This is a genomic window from Prauserella sp. PE36, from assembly GCF_003311655.1.
In the GTDB taxonomy this organism is placed as follows: Bacteria; Actinomycetota; Actinomycetes; order Mycobacteriales; family Pseudonocardiaceae; genus Prauserella_A; species Prauserella_A endophytica.
The window spans coordinates 157932-172007 of the sequence record NZ_QEQT01000034.1; the positions used below are offsets into that span (position 1 = coordinate 157932).

The following is a 14076-nucleotide window of genomic DNA, read 5'->3' on the forward strand; positions in this document are numbered from 1 at the left end:
TTCGCCCGAGCCCAGCTCGTTACCACTCCGATATCAGTTTGCCCTCAGAGGCCGAGGCCCAGGTCACCCGTGTTCGGCACGTCGGTCGGCAGCGCCTCGGTGGCGTTCGGCACGTCACCCAGCGGGCTCGAGCCGACGCTGTCCGTGACGGTGCCGGCCGGGTCGCAGGTGTCGGCCGGCAGGTCGCCGCGGGCGGCGGGCAGCGGGTTGGCCACCGGCAGCTCCGGCAGCTCGGTGGGCAGCTCGGCCGGGAGCCCTGCGGGCAGGTCCGTCGGCAGCTCGGCGGGCACGTCCGCGGGGACGTCCACCGGCACGGAGCCGACGTCCGGCAGTCCCGGCGCCGGAGCGGCGGGCAGGTCGACAGGCAGGTCACCCGCACCGGCCGGGATGTCGGCCGGGATGTCGGCCGGCAGGTCCCCGCGGGCGGCGGGCAGCTCGGCGGGGAGCTGCTCGGCGGCGGGCAGCTGCACCGGGGCGAGACCACCGAGAGCGGCACCGTCCGAGGTCACGTAGGTGGCGAGCGTGCTGGCGGCCGGCTCGGCGCCGCGGGTCAGGCTCTCCGAGTCAAGGGCGCCGGCGAGGTCACCCGTGGTGGCGAAGTCCGGCAGCGGGGCGTCGGCGGGCTCGCCGGCGAACTCGACACCGTAGGTGCCCAGCGGCGACTCCAGCTCACCACCGGCGGCGAACTCTTCGGTCGAACCGCCTGCGATGCCCTCGGCCTCGACGGCCTCGCTCTCCAGCGCCACGCCGCCCGCGGCACCGTCGGCGCTGCCGTCGGCGAAGCCCGCGACGCCGCCCTGCTCGGTGACGAACGACAGGTCGCCGGTCACGCCGTCGAGGCTCGCGTCGAGCATGCCGCTGCCGGTCGCCGCGTCGCCCTCGTAGGCCAGCGCGCCGCCCGAGCTCTCCAGCCCGGCGCCGCCGATGCCGGCGAAGTGGCCGAGGAGCGAGTCGCCGCTGGAGGCGAAGCTGGCGCCGTCCTCGCTCGCCTCACCGGCGAACTCGCCGGAACCGGCGTCGGAGTCGATGGCCGAGGCGACCGCGCCACCTTCGGTGGAAGCGGTGGCGGCGCCAACGGCGTCGAGGTGGTCGGTGAAAAGCTCGCCCGCACCGGCGATGCCCTCGGCGGTGCCGCCGAGCTCGGCGTCGAAGCCGCCGAGGTCGAGGCTGTCGTCGGAACGGCCCTGGCCCGCGGCGTCAGCGACGGTGCGCAGCTGCGCGATGGCGCCGTCCAGGCCCGCGACGTCGGCGGGGAGGTCGCCACCGAGCGCGTCGGCGCCGGGCAGCTGGCCGCTGTAGTCCATGACGAGCGGGACGACTTCCTGCACGTCCTGCGCGGTGATGTCACCGAGGCCCGCGCACTCGAGCACGTGAGTCGGGTCCTGGGTGAACTCGAGCCGCGAGGCGGGGTCGTTCAGCAGGCCGAGCACGAAGTCGTGCAGCGTCTGCTCCTCGTGGATGGACAACTAAATCTCCATTTCGTGGGGGGATCATCTGGGCGCTCGGGGACGCCGACCCGAGCAAGTTATGCCTCCGCTACGAGGCGGTCATCGGGGATCACTCCCTGTTGTGGGCGCCGCACCTTGGGGGATTCGTTAGGGGGTTAGGGGATCGGCCTCCGGCCGGGCGGGGGCTGTCATCCGGCCGCAAGCCTTTGGTACGAAAGGACGCACATCAGGCCCGGCCACCAGAGAAGAAGTGAGGAAACCGCGGAAAAATGCGCTATGTCCTGGGTGTCCATCTCGGCACCACGCGCACGACCGCGGCCGTCTGCCGATCCGGTGGGCCCCACTGGGGACGGCCCGAGACGGTCCCCCTCGGGGGTGGGTTCCCATGGCTCGACTCGGTGTTGCACGTCGGCCCGAACGGCGACGTCCTCACCGGTCAGGCGGCGCTCCGGCGCGCGGCCACGGAGCCAGACCGGATCGCCCGCGGGCCGCTGCGCCGCACCGGCGACGCCGTCCCGTTCGTGCTCGGCGACATGTCGTACCCGGCCGAGACACTGGCCGCGGCGCTGATCGGCTGGGTCGCCGACCGCGTCGCCGACGCCGAGGGCACCGATCCGGAGCGGATCGTGGTGACCCACCCGCCCGGCTGGTCAGGGCACCGGCGCGGGGCCCTGCACGAGGCGCTCGACGCCGCCCAGCTGCCCGCTGTGCTGGCGTTGCCGAGCCCGATCGCAGCCGCGGAGAGTCACCACGCCCGTGAGCACGTGGACGTGGGCGCGACGCTGGCGGTCTGCCGCATCGGCGGGGAGGGCACCGACGCCGCGCTGCTGCGCAGGGGCCCACGCGGCTTCGAGCTGCTCGCCCACGCCGAGGGCCCCGAGCACGCCGCGGGCACGCACCTGGACGACCTGCTCGTCCGGCACCTGGTTCGCGCCGCCGGGGCGGACGAGAAGGACCCGGCGGCGATGGCACGGCTGCGCGCCGCGTGCACCGCGGCCAAGGAGCGGCTCTCACAGGTGCCCGAGACGACGGTGCTCGACGACGTGCCCCTCACCCGCAGCGAGTTCGACGAGCTGGCGCGGCCCGTGCTGGCCTCGGCGATCTCGTCGCTCGAGCGGCTGGCCTCCACCGTGCCGTCCGGGGATCTCGCCGCGGCGGTGCTGGTGGGTGGCACGGCGCGCACCCCGCTCGCGGCGCAGCTCGCGGAGACGATGCTGTCGTGCCCGGTCGCGGTCGACCACGACCCCGGCACTGCCCTGTGCCGGGGCGCGGCGCTCGCCGCCCGCCCCGTGCCCGAGCCGGAGCCCACCCGGGAGAGCACGTCGACGTCGCTCGTCTCGGGCTCGTACGAGCTGCCCGTGGTGTACCGCGGCGACGACCTGGACGACATCGAACCGCCACCGGAGCGACCGCCGGTGGAGATCACGCCGCTCGAGCCGCCGCGGCGCCGGTTCTCGCTGGCCCGCAAGGCGGCTTCGACCACCGATCGAGACGAGGAACGGTGAGCCTTACCGGGATCAGGACCGAGCTGCTGCTCGACGAGCCGACGCGCGAGCTGTGCGCGGCCGTCGCGAGCGGGCGGCTCGCCCCCGCGCGGCTGGCGATCGTCGCGCCCGGCGGCTATGGCAAGACCGCGTTGCTCGACCACCTCGCCAGTGCCCGAACCCGCTCGGACCTGCCGGTCGCCCGCTTCGGCGAGCACACCGGCGGCTCGGAGCTGGTGCTGGTGGACGACGCCCACGAACTGGGCGACACCGGGCTCGCCAAGCTGAGTGAGCTGGCGGCCGACGACCGCACCGGGCTCGTGATCGCGGCCCGGCCATGGCCAAGGCCCCCCGCGCTCGACACCGCGCTCACGCGGCTGCGGGGTCAGATCGTCCTGCGCCCGCTGGACCGGCGCCGGATCGCGGCCCTGCTCGGAAGGGCGCACGCCGGGCTCGCGGAGTTCGTGCAGGCGGAGACCGCCGGCGTGCCGGGGTTCGTCAGCCGCCTCGCCGGTGTTCTCGAGCCGGAGGCGGAGGTGCCCTCGGCCGCGCTCGCGGAGTTCCGCCCCGAGTTCGACAGGCTCGCGCCCGACACGCTCCTGGTCCTGCTCGCCGCCGAGGCCGGCGCCGGGCTCGACACCGGGCTGCTCTCGGGCCTGCTCGGCAAGGCCGAGAACGAGGTCGCCGGCGCCGTCGACGCCGCGCGCTCGACCGGGCTCCTCGGCCCCGACGGCACGCTGCTGCCCATCGCGAGGCGCGCGCTCGCCGCGCTCGTTCCCTCCGACCGGCGGCTCGCCGTCTACCAGCGGCTCGTGCGGCTCCAGCTCGACCGGCGCGGCCCCGTGCTCTCGCTCGTGCGGCCGCTGCTCGGCAGTGGGCTCACCGGGCCGGAACCCGCCGCGGCGTTCGAGGCGGCGGCCGACGAGGCCGCCGGGACCGACCCGGCGCTGGCCGCGCGCCTCTTCGACGCCGCCGTGGCCGCTGGCCTGCCCCTGACCGGCGTCGGCACCCGCTGGGCGGAGGCCGCCGCGCGGGCGGGTGACCTCACCACGGCGGCGCGACTGGCCGACCAGGTGATCGCCGATCCGGAGGCGCGCGACCGCAGGGACGGCGCACGCGTGGCGGGCATCGCGCTCGTGCACCTCGGTCAGCTGGCCCGCAGCGCGGAGTTGTTCCGCTGGTCCGGCACCCGGCTGTGCACTGTGTACGCCGCCATCGGATTGCTCGGCAACGGGCGGCTCGCCGAAGCGGAGCGGGCACTCGACCCGCCTGCCGACTCCGACGAGCCGCCGACGCTGCTCTCCGGCTCGATGACCGCCGCGGCGCAGGGCGTGCTCGAGTCGGTGTCGGGCCCCCCGGCCGCCGCGTTGTCCACCTTGGTCAGCTCGGCGGAGATGCTGGAGCCCGTGGGCCGATCGGCCCTGCTGCCCGACAGCCCGTCCGCACTGGGTGCGCTCGTCGGCATCCACTGTGGCGAGCTGGGGGTAGCCGAGACACTGCTGGAGCGGGCCGTCGCGGCGGAGTCCGGCGGCGCCGCGCTGGCCCCGCGCCACCGGCTGCTGCTCGGCTGGATCTCCGTGCTGCGCGGCAACACCGAGCTCGCGGCGGAGCGTCTCGCCGCGGCGGGCACCGATCTGTCGCCGCGCGACTGGCTGTTCGCCGCCGGCCTGCGGGCCGCGCTCGCGCGCCGGACGAGCGACCTCGCCGGCCTGCGCACCGTCTGGGGCGAGGCGTGCGACGCCGTCATCCGGCATCCCGTCGACCTGTTCACACTGCTGCCCTTCGGTGAGCTCGCGGTGGCGGCCGCGCGGCTCGGCGACCGCGAGCGGCTCGCCCACCACCTGCGCCAGGCGTGGCGGCTGCTCGACTCGCTGGGCAACCCTGCACTGTGGACAGCGCCGCTGCACTGGAGCGGTCTGCACGCGGCGATCATGGCCGAGCAGTCCGACGAGGCCCGCGAGCATGTCACCGCGCTGACCTCGGCCGCGGGGCACAGCCCGTTTCACGCCGTGGTGGCCGCGGCCGCGGACTGCTGGCTGCACGTGGTGGCGGGCGAGGTCGACGCCGACCGGGTCGAGTCGGCGGCGCGGGGGCTTTACGACAACGGGCTCCGCTGGGACGCGGCGCGACTGGCGGGCCAGGCCGCGATCCGCACCACGGACCGCTCCGCGATGGTGTCGCTGTTGGACTGTGCCCGTGAACTGCGGGGCCGCGAGCCCGGCGAGGCGGTGACCGACGCGGGCGGCGCCCCGAAGCTGAGCGAGCGCGAGGCCCAGGTCGCCGAGCTCGTCGTGTCCGGCATGACGTACAAGCAGGTCGGCGACCAGCTGTTCATCTCGGCGAAGACCGTCGAACACCACATGGCCCGCATGCGCCAGCGCCTCGGCGCCACGAGCCGCAGCGACCTGCTGGCCCAGCTCCGCGCCCTGCTCGCCTCTCGCCCGCAGTGAAGGCCACCATGCCTGCGTTGAACGCAGTGAAGGTGGCCTTCACTGCAGTCGGCTAGTACCTCCGGTCGATCACGGCTCCCGTCGAGGCGGTCCACTGGATGTAGCCGTGCTGGAAGTTGTTCCTGCGCCCGCCCGTGACGGCGAACTCGCCGCTCGTCGGGTAACCGAGGTAGGAACGTTCCCACCCGAGCGCGGCCCAGCGGGTCCGGATCGCACCGTAGATGTCGCGGGCACCGGTGCCCGCGGTCCAGTAGATCGACCCGGTCTTGGAGAAGTGGTTGTACCGCCCACGACCGTCCGGCGTCACGCGCTCGTCCGTGGTCGGGTAGCCAAGCGGCCCGTTCTCCCAGCCCAGCGCCGCCCAACGCTTGCGGATCTCGCCCCAGATGCCGTGCGCACCCGTGGCCGCGGTCCAGTAGATCGACCCGGTCTTGGAGAAGTGGTTGTACCGCCCACGACCGTCCGGCGTCGCCGTCTCGTCGGTGGTCGGGTAGCCCAGCGGCCCGTTCTCCCACCCGAGCGAGGCCCACTTCTTGCGGATCTCGCCCCAGATGCCGTGGGCACCGGTGCTCGGTGTCCAGTAGACGGACGCCGGGCCACCGCCGGGCAGGCCGGCGAAGTGGTTGTACCGGCCGACGCGGTCCGGGGTCGCCGTCTCGTCGGTCATCGGCGGGCCGAGCGTCCGGTGCGCGCCGAGCGCGACGTACTTGTCGTGGATCGCGCCGATGACGGCCTTCGTGCCCGTCGACGCCGACCAGTAGAGGCGCCCGTTGGCGTACGGCTGGTAGTACACACCGCCCTCGATCACCTCGGGTCCCACGGGGGAGCCGAGCACCGAGCGCAGCCCGGGATCAGAGTCGTAGCGCTGCTGCACCGGGGTCGTGTACTCGGCGTTGAGCGTCAGATCACTGTCGCCCATGGTGATCGTGCGACTCGCTGTGGCCGGGCCGTCGGTCCACCTCGCGAACTTCGAGAGCCCGTCGCTCGCCGTGACCGCGGCCTCGATCTTCAGCAGCGCGCCCTCGGTGACCATCGCGGTGCTGCCGCCGACCCCCTCGTCGGGCATCTGCAGCGCGGTCGGCACGTTGCTGGTGAGCGTCACGCGGTGTTCCCTCGGCGCGGCGACGTAGGTGTATGTCGTGGACACTCCGTCGCTGTCGGTCGCCTTGGCCGTGAACTCCATCCGCGAGTCCGGATGGTCGGTGAACGGCATGGTGATCGTCGGACCCGCAGCCGCGGGGCCGCTGTGCACGTGGCAGGTGTCCTCCTCCGCGCAGTGCACGACGGCACTGGTCCATTCCACGTCGAGGGGGCCGTCCTCGGCGTCCGTCGCGTTCACCGTCACCCGGACCTGCTCGCCGACGGCGAAATCGAGCCCCTCCGGGGTCACGGGTGTGATCACGGGGGCGTAGTTGCCGGGCACCACGGTGATGTCGAGGCTCGCGGCCAGCCCCAGCTGGTCGGTCACGGTCAGCCGAGCGGTGAACCTGTCCGGCGTCGACGGGTAGGTGTGCGTGGCCCGCACGCCGGTGCCGGTGGTGCCGTCGCCGAAGTCCCATCTGTACGTGAGCCGGTCGCCGTCGTAGTCGATCGACTCGGAGGCGTCGAAGGTCACCGTGCGGGTGGCCGGGTCGGTGCTGGTGGACGCCTTCGCCACCGGCTCGGAGTTGCCCGGCACGTAGCTCAGCCTGCGCAGCTGGCCCGAGAGGATGTCGGCGTAGACGATGTCACCGCCCGGTCCGGTCGCGAACTTCACCGGGCCGCCGATGTCGAGGCCGAACGGCGGGTTCTCAATCGGCCTCGTCACGGTGCCCTGCGGCGTGAACTGCATCGTCCACAGCTTCTTGCCGACGTAGTCGCCGAAGAAGTACGTGTTCCGGTACTGCTCGGGGTAGGAGGTGCCGGTGTAGAAGACGCCGCCGGTGACGCTGTTGCCCTGGTCGATGGCGCTGCCGTGGCGGTAGGCCACGAGCGGCGGTGTGTTGCCGACGCCCGTGCACGCGGCGAGGCTGCTGTAGCCGGGCGTGCGCGAGTTGCCCTCCCAGCACGGCCAGCCGTAGCTCGCGCCGGGCTTCACGAGGTCGACCTCTTCCCACGTCTGATAGCCGACGTCGCCGACCACGGGGTGTCCGGTGCGAGGGTCGAGCGAGAACCGGAACGGGCTGCGGAAACCGCTGGCGAACACTTTGCTCCTGGCCGAGCCGGGGTTCGCGGCGTCGTAGTACGGGTTGCCCGGCACGCCGTTGCCGTTGGGGAGGATGTGCAGGATCTTTCCCTGCACGGCGTTGACGTCGAGCGCGCGCAGCGCTCTGGTGTCGGTGCCGACGAAGTGGGCGACGTCGCCGATCGACACCCAGAGCGTGCCGTCGGCGGCGGCGATGATGCCCGTGATGCCGTGCACGGTGGCGTCGCCCGGCACCTGCAGCAGCGTGGTCTCGCCGGTGATGCCCGTCGGCTCACCGGAGCCCGTGACGGTCCAGGCGGCGAGGCGGATGTTGTAGGCGCCGCCGCCGGTGGGCACCGAGCGCGCGAGGTAGATCCTGCGCGAGGTCTCGTAGTCGGGCGCGACGGCGAGGCCGACAAGGCCCATGTCCTGCACGGGCTCCACCGGGAGCGTCGCGACCGTCCTCGTGCGGGAGCCGTCCGCGGAGACCCAGGCGAGCTTGCCGCGCTTGCCGGTGGTCAGCACGCTGCCGTCGGGCAGGTAGGCGAAATCGGTCAGGTCGAAGGCGTCCTGGCCGCTCTGCTGGTCCCTGAGCACGAATCCGTCGGGCAGCGCCGGCGCGGCCGCGGCCTGGCGAGGAGCGAAGCCGACGAGCAAGCCGACGGCCATGAGGGTGACCCCGAACAGCGCAAACGCGCGCGAGAACGAACGCTTCCATGCGGACGACATGCCCGCTTTTCGCTAGATCGAGTGAGAATGTTTCACCTGACTGGGTGAAGTAATTCGACTGTGACCACAACAGGTAGCCCATAGAAATGCGATCGGGGCGGGCATCCGCATGGGAATGCCCGCCCCGATCGAGAGCGGTAGCGGTGGGATTTGAACCCACGGACGGGGGTCACCCGTCACACGATTTCGAGTCGTGCTCCTTCGGCCGCTCGGACACGCTACCGCCGGATACGATACTGCATCGGCTCAACGCGCTTCGAATGGGTCGCCGGGTGCGCGCCTGCCTGCGAAGAAGTCCTCCAGCAGCGCCGAACACTCCTCGGCGAGGACCCCGCCGACCACCTCCGGCCGGTGGTTCAGCCGCCGGTCGCGCACCACGTCCCACAGCGAGCCGACCGCGCCCGTCCTCGGCTCCCACGCCCCGAACACGAGCCGAGCCACGCGTGCGAGCACCAACGCGCCGGCGCACATCGTGCACGGCTCCACCGTCACCGCGAGCGTGCAGCCCTCCAGCCGCCAGCCGTCGCCGAAGCGGCTCGCCGCCGCCCGCAGCGCCAGCACTTCGGCGTGCGCGGTGGGGTCGCCGAGCTCCTCTCGGGCGTTGTGCGCACCGGCCAGCTCGGTGCCGTCGGGGGCGAGGACCACCGCCCCGATCGGGACGTCCTCCGTGCCCCGCGCGCGCCGCGCCGCGCGGATGGCCGCCCGGACGGCATCGGTGTCTTCGGGCCTCACAGGTCGTCGAGCAGCTTGCCGAACTCGTCGGCGAACCCGCAGCGCTGGGCGATCATCTGCAGCTGCTCGTCCGGGTACAGCTCGACCTCGTTGACGATGACCTCAAGCTCGGGGCCGGGCATGCCGAGATCGGCCAGCACCTCGAGGTCGCCCTCCGGCCAGATCACGTCGTCGTCCTCGTCGGGCGGGTCGACGCGCAACAGGTCCAGCACGTCGGCCGCGATGTCGTAGTCCAGCGCCGCCGCGGCATCGGAGAGCAGCAGCGCCGCGCCTCCAGGCGTCGGCCGGACGATGACGAAGAACTCGTCATCGACGGCGAGCAGGCCGAAGACCGCTCCGGTCGAGCGCAACTTCCGCAGCTCCGTGATCGCGGCATCCAGTTCGCTGAGAGCGGCCGTGTCGAGCGGACTGCACCGCCACTTGCCGTCCTCGCGCACGACGGCCACCGCGAACCCCGTGATCGGCTCCTTCACCGCCATGGGCCCACCGTATACCCGCAGGCCCCCTCCCCGATCGCCGAAACCACAACCGGGTCCGTGTCAATATCGAGCCATGACGGGACCCACCGAGTTGCCCTCCCTGCCGGACGCCCGCTTCGCCGGGCTGCGTGCCGAAGCCGAGGCCCTTCAGCCGACGACGATCGCTCTGCGCAGGCGGCTGCACCGGCATCCGGAGATCGGGCTGAGCCTGCCCCGGTCGCAGGAAGCGGTGCTGGCGGCCATCGACGACCTGCCGCTGGAGATCACGCGCGGTCGCTCGACCACCTCGGTCACGGCCGTGCTGCGTGGTGCGCGTCCGGGACCCGCCGTGCTGCTGCGCGGCGACATGGACGCGCTGCCGATGCCCGAGGACACCGGCGCGGAGTTCGCGTCCGAAGTAGCCGGTGCGATGCACGCGTGCGGCCACGACACGCACGTCGCGATGCTCGCCTCGGCGGCGCGCCTGCTCGCGGGACATACCGAGGAGCTGGCCGGCTCGGTGGTGTTCATGTTCCAGCCCGGCGAAGAGGGCTATCACGGAGCCAGGCACATGATCCACGAGGGTGTGCTCGACGCCGCGGGGTCGCGCGTGGAACGCGCGCTGGGGCTGCACATCTTCGCGAACCTGCCGAGCGGGCGGATCGCCACCAGGCCGGGGCCGATCATGGCCTCGGCCGACAGCTTCCACGTCAAGGTCACCGGCAGGGGCGGGCACGGCTCGATGCCGCAGAACGCCGTGGACCCGGTGCCCGCGGCGGCCGCGATGGTCGGCGCGCTGCAGACGATGATCACGCGCCGGATCGGTGTCTTCGACCCCGCCGTGCTGTCGGTGACCAGGATCGAGGCGGGCACCACCACCAACGTCATCCCGGAGACGGCCGTGCTGGAGGGCACCATCCGCACGCTGTCGGAGCGCACACGCTCACTCGTGCACGCCGAGCTGCACAAGGTGTGCGAGGGTGTCGCGGCAGCGCACGGCTGCCGCGTCCTGCCCGACATCGAGCCCGGCTACCCCACGACCGTCAACGACGCGGAGGAGGCGTCGCGGGTGCTCGCCCTCGCCGGAGAGGTACTCGGCGCGGACAACGCCGTCGAGATGCCCGACCCGATCATGGGGGCAGAGGACTTCTCCTACGTGCTGCAACGGGTGCCGGGCGCGTTCGCGTTCCTCGGCGCGTGCCCGCCGGACACCACACCGGACGAGGCCGCGCCCAACCACTCGAACCGGGTCCACTACGACGAGGCCGCGATGGCGAACGGCGTGGCGATGTACGCGGCCTTCGCACTGGACGCCTTGCGCTGATGCGGCAGGATGGGCGCCGTGCGTGACGTATGCGTGATCGGACTCGGGCTCATCGGCGGTTCGGTGCTGCGGGCCGCCTCGGCGGCGGGCAGGACCGCGTGGGGCGCGACTCGGTCCACTGTGGACACCGAGGCGGCGGTGGCCGACGGCTACGACGCGACCACCGACGTGGCCGGGGCGGTGCGCAGAGCCGGGGAACGGGACGCGCTCGTCGTGCTCGCGGTGCCGTTGCCCGCCGTCGAGGACGTACTGGCACTCGTCGGCGAGCACGCGCCGGAATGCCTGCTCACCGACGTGACGAGCGTGAAGATGCCCGTGCTCGACGCTGTCCGGCGGCACGCGCCGCGAACCCGGTACTGCGGAGGGCATCCCATGGCCGGGACGGCGCTGTCGGGGTGGGCCGCGGGCACACCGGCGCTGTTCTCGGGTGCCGCGTGGGTGGTGTGCGCGGAGGAGGACACCGATCTCGGCGCGTGGCGGGAAGTCGCCGCGCTCGCGCTCGACGCGGGTGCGCACGTGGTGCCGCTGCGTGCGGCCGCGCACGACGAGGTGGTGGCCCGCATCTCGCACCTGCCGCACCTGCTCGCGGCGGTGCTCGCCTCCGTCGGCGCGTACGGCGGACCGCTCGCGGCCGCGCTCGCCGCCGGTTCCTTCGCCGACGGCACCCGGGTCGCGGGCACCCGGCCCGAGCTGGTGCGGGCGATGACCGAGGGCAACCGCGCGGCGTTGCTGCCGGTGCTCGACGAGGCGCTCGGCAAGCTCGGCGCCGCGCGCGGGTCACTCGCCTCGACCGGTGGGCTCGCGGCGACCATCGACGCCGGGCACGAGGGTCTGCAGAGGCTGGACAAGCACAGAACGGCACCACGCACCGGGGTCCGCGTCGACCTCGGTGCGCCCGACGCTCGCGACGGGCTGCTCGCGCTGGGCGAGCGTGGTGGCCGGATCACCGGCCTGGACGGCGACGTCCTGACCGGTGAGGTGGGGTAGCGCCCGCCGCTACGGGTTCTGCGGCGGGTTCGGCGGCTGCGGCGGGTTCGGGGGCGGGGTCTGCGGACCGCCCTGGCCCGGCTGGCCGCCACCTTCGCCGCCCGCGTTCTTGTGCAGGAAGTCCTTGGCCTTCTTGGTCGCGTTGTCGATCTGGTCGGACTTGTTGCCGAACTTCGACTTGGCGAAGCCGCTCGCCTTGTCGAGACCCTGTTCGACCTTGTCGCTGTTCTTGCTCAGCGCGTCCTGAGCCTTCTTCTTGAGCTCGTTGAAGTTGATGCCCATGTACCCAATCCACCAGCATCCAGGGCCGAGCGCAACGGGAGGACTCCCTTCGTGGTCACCCTCGGCGCCGGAAAGTGAAGCGTGACCTGCTGAAATCCGGGCCCCGGACCGCGTCGAGCGCGTTTTCCAGCTGGTCTGCGACGCCGGAGAGCTCGTCGCCTCCGGGCAGGTCGACGTCGGCGGGCTCGCGCTGCTCGCGCACCGCGGCGGCCAGCACGGCGAGCCCTTCGACGAGCAGGCGGACGTCCTCCTCGGCCGGCGGCTCGGCGCCGTGCTCGATCGTCACCACCACCGCGGTGACGGCGTCGGTGAGCTGCTCCAGCGCCACGATCGCGGGCCACCACGCCGCGGCCTGCCGTCCCGCGGGCGAGGGCTCCACCACGAGCTGCTGGAAGGCCGTCCGCAGATCGGCGAGCCCGCGATACGCGCGGCGCCGCCGCCTGGACCGCTCTGTCCGGTCCTGCGGCGTCTCGGCCGCCCTTAGCCCGTACTCGACGTAGAGCGCGACGGTGTCGGCCACCTCCGCGAGCCGCCCGCCGACCCGTGGCTGCCTGCTGCCCGGCCACAGCAGGTAGCCGAACACGAGCACGATCGCGCAGCCGATGACGGTGTCGACGAGCCTCGCGAGCACGAGCGGCCAGTCCCCACCCGCCGTCAGGTCCATCTGGACGATGATCAGCGGCGTCACGAAGGCGCTGAGGATGCCGTAGTTGCGGACCTTGCCGATGGCCGCGCCCGCGGCGAACAGCGCGACGAGCACGACCAGCCCGAGCCCGCTCGTGCCGATGCCCAGCACCGCGGCGCCGATCCCGACGCCGACCACCGTGCCGAGCCCGCGCAGGACCGCCCTGCCGAAAACCGAGCCGAAGTCGGGCTTCAGCACGATGCCGACGGTCAGCGTGATCCAGTAGGAGCGTTCCACCGGCACCAGGAGGCTGACCAGCTCCGCGAGCGCGACGCAAAGCGTGAGCCGCAGCGCGGCGATCCAGGTGAGCGGTCCGGAGGCCAAGAGGCTCAGCCACTCCCGCATGCGCGTGCGCGCCGGCACGCGGTCCCTGCGCTGCCGCTCCTGCTCGGTGCTGATCTTGCCGAGGGCGTGGTACAGCGCGGCGACGGCGGGGTCGTCGTGGTCGCGGCGCGGCGGCTCGGGCAGCGGCGCACCGGCGAGCACGGCCGTGGCCAGGTCGGTGAAGTGCTCGATGACGTCCCTCGGCGCGCGTGCGCCCGCGTTGACCATCGCCACCGATGCCTCGACGGCGGGAGTGCTGGCGGAGAGCAGGTTGAGCAGCTTGCGGTAGGTGACGTCCCGCCCTGACAGCCACGACCGGGCGTTGAGCAGCCGGTCGTAGGCGGTGTTCATGGCGGCCGTGAGCTGCTGGCGCGACGCGAGCGAGGTCGCCTCGTCCTGCGCCGAGTGCAGCGCGGCGAGCTCGATGTAGACCTGGGCGACCGCGTGCCGCTCTGGCGACGTGGCGTGCACCGTCCAGCCTGCGAGCGCCACGACCAGTCCCCACGCCGCGCCGCCGACGAAGCAGGCGAGCGCGGCCTCGGCCTCCGTGCCCATCGTGTGCTGGCCGGTGCCGAGCACGGTGAACACGAACAGCTGCAGCGCGGCGATCGACGCGTTGTTGCCTGCCGCGCTGATCAGCGCCGAGATGGCCGACACGAGCACGACGAGCGGGATCGACAGTGCCAGCTCGCCACCGGTGAACAGGCCGAGCGCGAACCCGATGACCGCGGCGGACGCCGCTCCGCACAGCCGCACCGCGCGGTAGCGGTAGGGGCCCGCGGCGTCGGCGAGCACGGTCGGCAGCGCGCCGCTGGAGACGAGCGCACCGAGCTGGAGCTCGTCGAACGCGAAGCCGACCGCGATCGGCACCGCCAGCGCGAGTGCCGCGCGCACCGCTCTCGCCCATGGGATCGGCGCGGGGGATGAGCGGAGGAGGTGAACGAGCCAGCGCGGCGCGGGCAGGTCGGCACGGGTCGAGCTCACCCCGTCATCTTCGCCCATTCCAGTA

The 14076-nt window shown here is 73.0% G+C and carries 10 protein-coding genes and 1 tRNA gene; 4 read left to right on the plus strand and 7 right to left on the minus strand.

Translation table 11 applies throughout. The features are described from left to right. Positions 1 to 44: 44 nt before the first annotated feature. Positions 45 to 1466 carry an IniB N-terminal domain-containing protein gene (locus DI005_RS04175; RefSeq protein ID WP_113641302.1) on the minus strand — a complete coding sequence of 474 codons (1422 nt, stop codon included), beginning with the start codon at positions 1464 to 1466 and terminating at the stop codon, positions 45 to 47. A 251-nt stretch (positions 1467 to 1717) separates the two neighbouring features. On the opposite strand from DI005_RS04175, the gene DI005_RS04180 reads away from it, so the two are divergent. Both DI005_RS04180 and DI005_RS04185 read left to right on the plus strand, forming a co-directional pair. Beyond that, positions 1718 to 2953 carry an Hsp70 family protein gene (locus tag DI005_RS04180; protein WP_113641303.1) on the plus strand — a complete coding sequence of 412 codons (1236 nt, stop codon included), beginning with the start codon at positions 1718 to 1720 and terminating at the stop codon, positions 2951 to 2953. Further along, positions 2950 to 5382: a LuxR family transcriptional regulator gene (locus tag DI005_RS04185; RefSeq protein ID WP_199542498.1), complete on the plus strand. Its 2433-nt coding sequence runs from the start codon at positions 2950 to 2952 to the stop codon at positions 5380 to 5382. Before DI005_RS04180 ends, DI005_RS04185 begins: the two co-directional genes overlap by 4 nt. 52 nt (positions 5383 to 5434) lie before the next feature. Here the strand turns inward: DI005_RS04185 and DI005_RS04190 are convergent, their stop codons facing one another. From DI005_RS04190 to DI005_RS04205, 4 genes are all read right to left on the minus strand, one after another. Beyond that, on the minus strand, positions 5435 to 8275 hold the full coding sequence (locus DI005_RS04190; protein WP_113641304.1) for a PQQ-dependent sugar dehydrogenase: 2841 nt from the start codon (positions 8273 to 8275) through the stop codon (positions 5435 to 5437). 135 nt (positions 8276 to 8410) lie between these two features. Continuing rightward, positions 8411 to 8498 (minus strand) — tRNA-Ser (locus tag DI005_RS04195). Positions 8499 to 8521: 23 nt separating this feature from the next. Next, positions 8522 to 9007 carry a nucleoside deaminase gene (locus DI005_RS04200; protein ID WP_112265117.1) on the minus strand — a complete coding sequence of 162 codons (486 nt, stop codon included), beginning with the start codon at positions 9005 to 9007 and terminating at the stop codon, positions 8522 to 8524. After that, a complete protein-coding gene (locus tag DI005_RS04205) occupies positions 9004 to 9486 on the minus strand; it encodes a tRNA adenosine deaminase-associated protein (RefSeq protein WP_112265119.1) in 483 nt (160 codons plus the stop codon). The genes DI005_RS04200 and DI005_RS04205 overlap by 4 nt, the downstream gene beginning before the upstream one ends. 73 nt (positions 9487 to 9559) lie before the next feature. Between DI005_RS04205 and DI005_RS04210 the strand changes: the two genes are divergently transcribed. Both DI005_RS04210 and DI005_RS04215 read left to right on the plus strand, forming a co-directional pair. Beyond that, positions 9560 to 10789, plus strand: coding sequence for a M20 family metallopeptidase (locus DI005_RS04210; RefSeq protein ID WP_112265121.1), 1230 nt, complete (start codon positions 9560 to 9562; stop codon positions 10787 to 10789). A 9-nt stretch (positions 10790 to 10798) separates the two neighbouring features. Beyond that, positions 10799 to 11776, plus strand: a complete 978-nt coding sequence (locus DI005_RS04215; protein ID WP_255565661.1) for a prephenate dehydrogenase — start codon at positions 10799 to 10801, stop codon at positions 11774 to 11776. A 9-nt stretch (positions 11777 to 11785) separates the two neighbouring features. Here the strand turns inward: DI005_RS04215 and DI005_RS04220 are convergent, their stop codons facing one another. Further along, complete coding sequence (locus DI005_RS04220; protein ID WP_112265123.1) at positions 11786 to 12058, minus strand: antitoxin; 273 nt, start codon at positions 12056 to 12058, stop codon at positions 11786 to 11788. A gap of 55 nt (positions 12059 to 12113) precedes the next feature. Beyond that, positions 12114 to 14051 (minus strand): FUSC family protein, encoded by a 1938-nt coding sequence (locus tag DI005_RS04225; protein ID WP_112266632.1) that lies wholly within the window; start codon positions 14049 to 14051, stop codon positions 12114 to 12116. Positions 14052 to 14076 lie beyond the last annotated feature (25 nt).

Bases quoted from the DNA above. Each gene is read 5' to 3' on its own strand.
- DI005_RS04180 (WP_113641303.1), top strand. From the start codon at position 1,718: ATGCGCTATGTCCTGGGTGTCCATCTCGGCACCACGCGCACGACCGCG.
- DI005_RS04190 (WP_113641304.1), bottom strand. From the start codon at position 8,275: ATGTCGTCCGCATGGAAGCGTTCGTTCTCGCGCGCGTTTGCGCTGTTC.
- DI005_RS04205 (WP_112265119.1), bottom strand. From the start codon at position 9,486: ATGGCGGTGAAGGAGCCGATCACGGGGTTCGCGGTGGCCGTCGTGCGC.
- DI005_RS04210 (WP_112265121.1), top strand. From the start codon at position 9,560: ATGACGGGACCCACCGAGTTGCCCTCCCTGCCGGACGCCCGCTTCGCC.
- DI005_RS04215 (WP_255565661.1), top strand. From the start codon at position 10,799: ATGGGCGCCGTGCGTGACGTATGCGTGATCGGACTCGGGCTCATCGGC.
- DI005_RS04220 (WP_112265123.1), bottom strand. From the start codon at position 12,058: ATGGGCATCAACTTCAACGAGCTCAAGAAGAAGGCTCAGGACGCGCTG.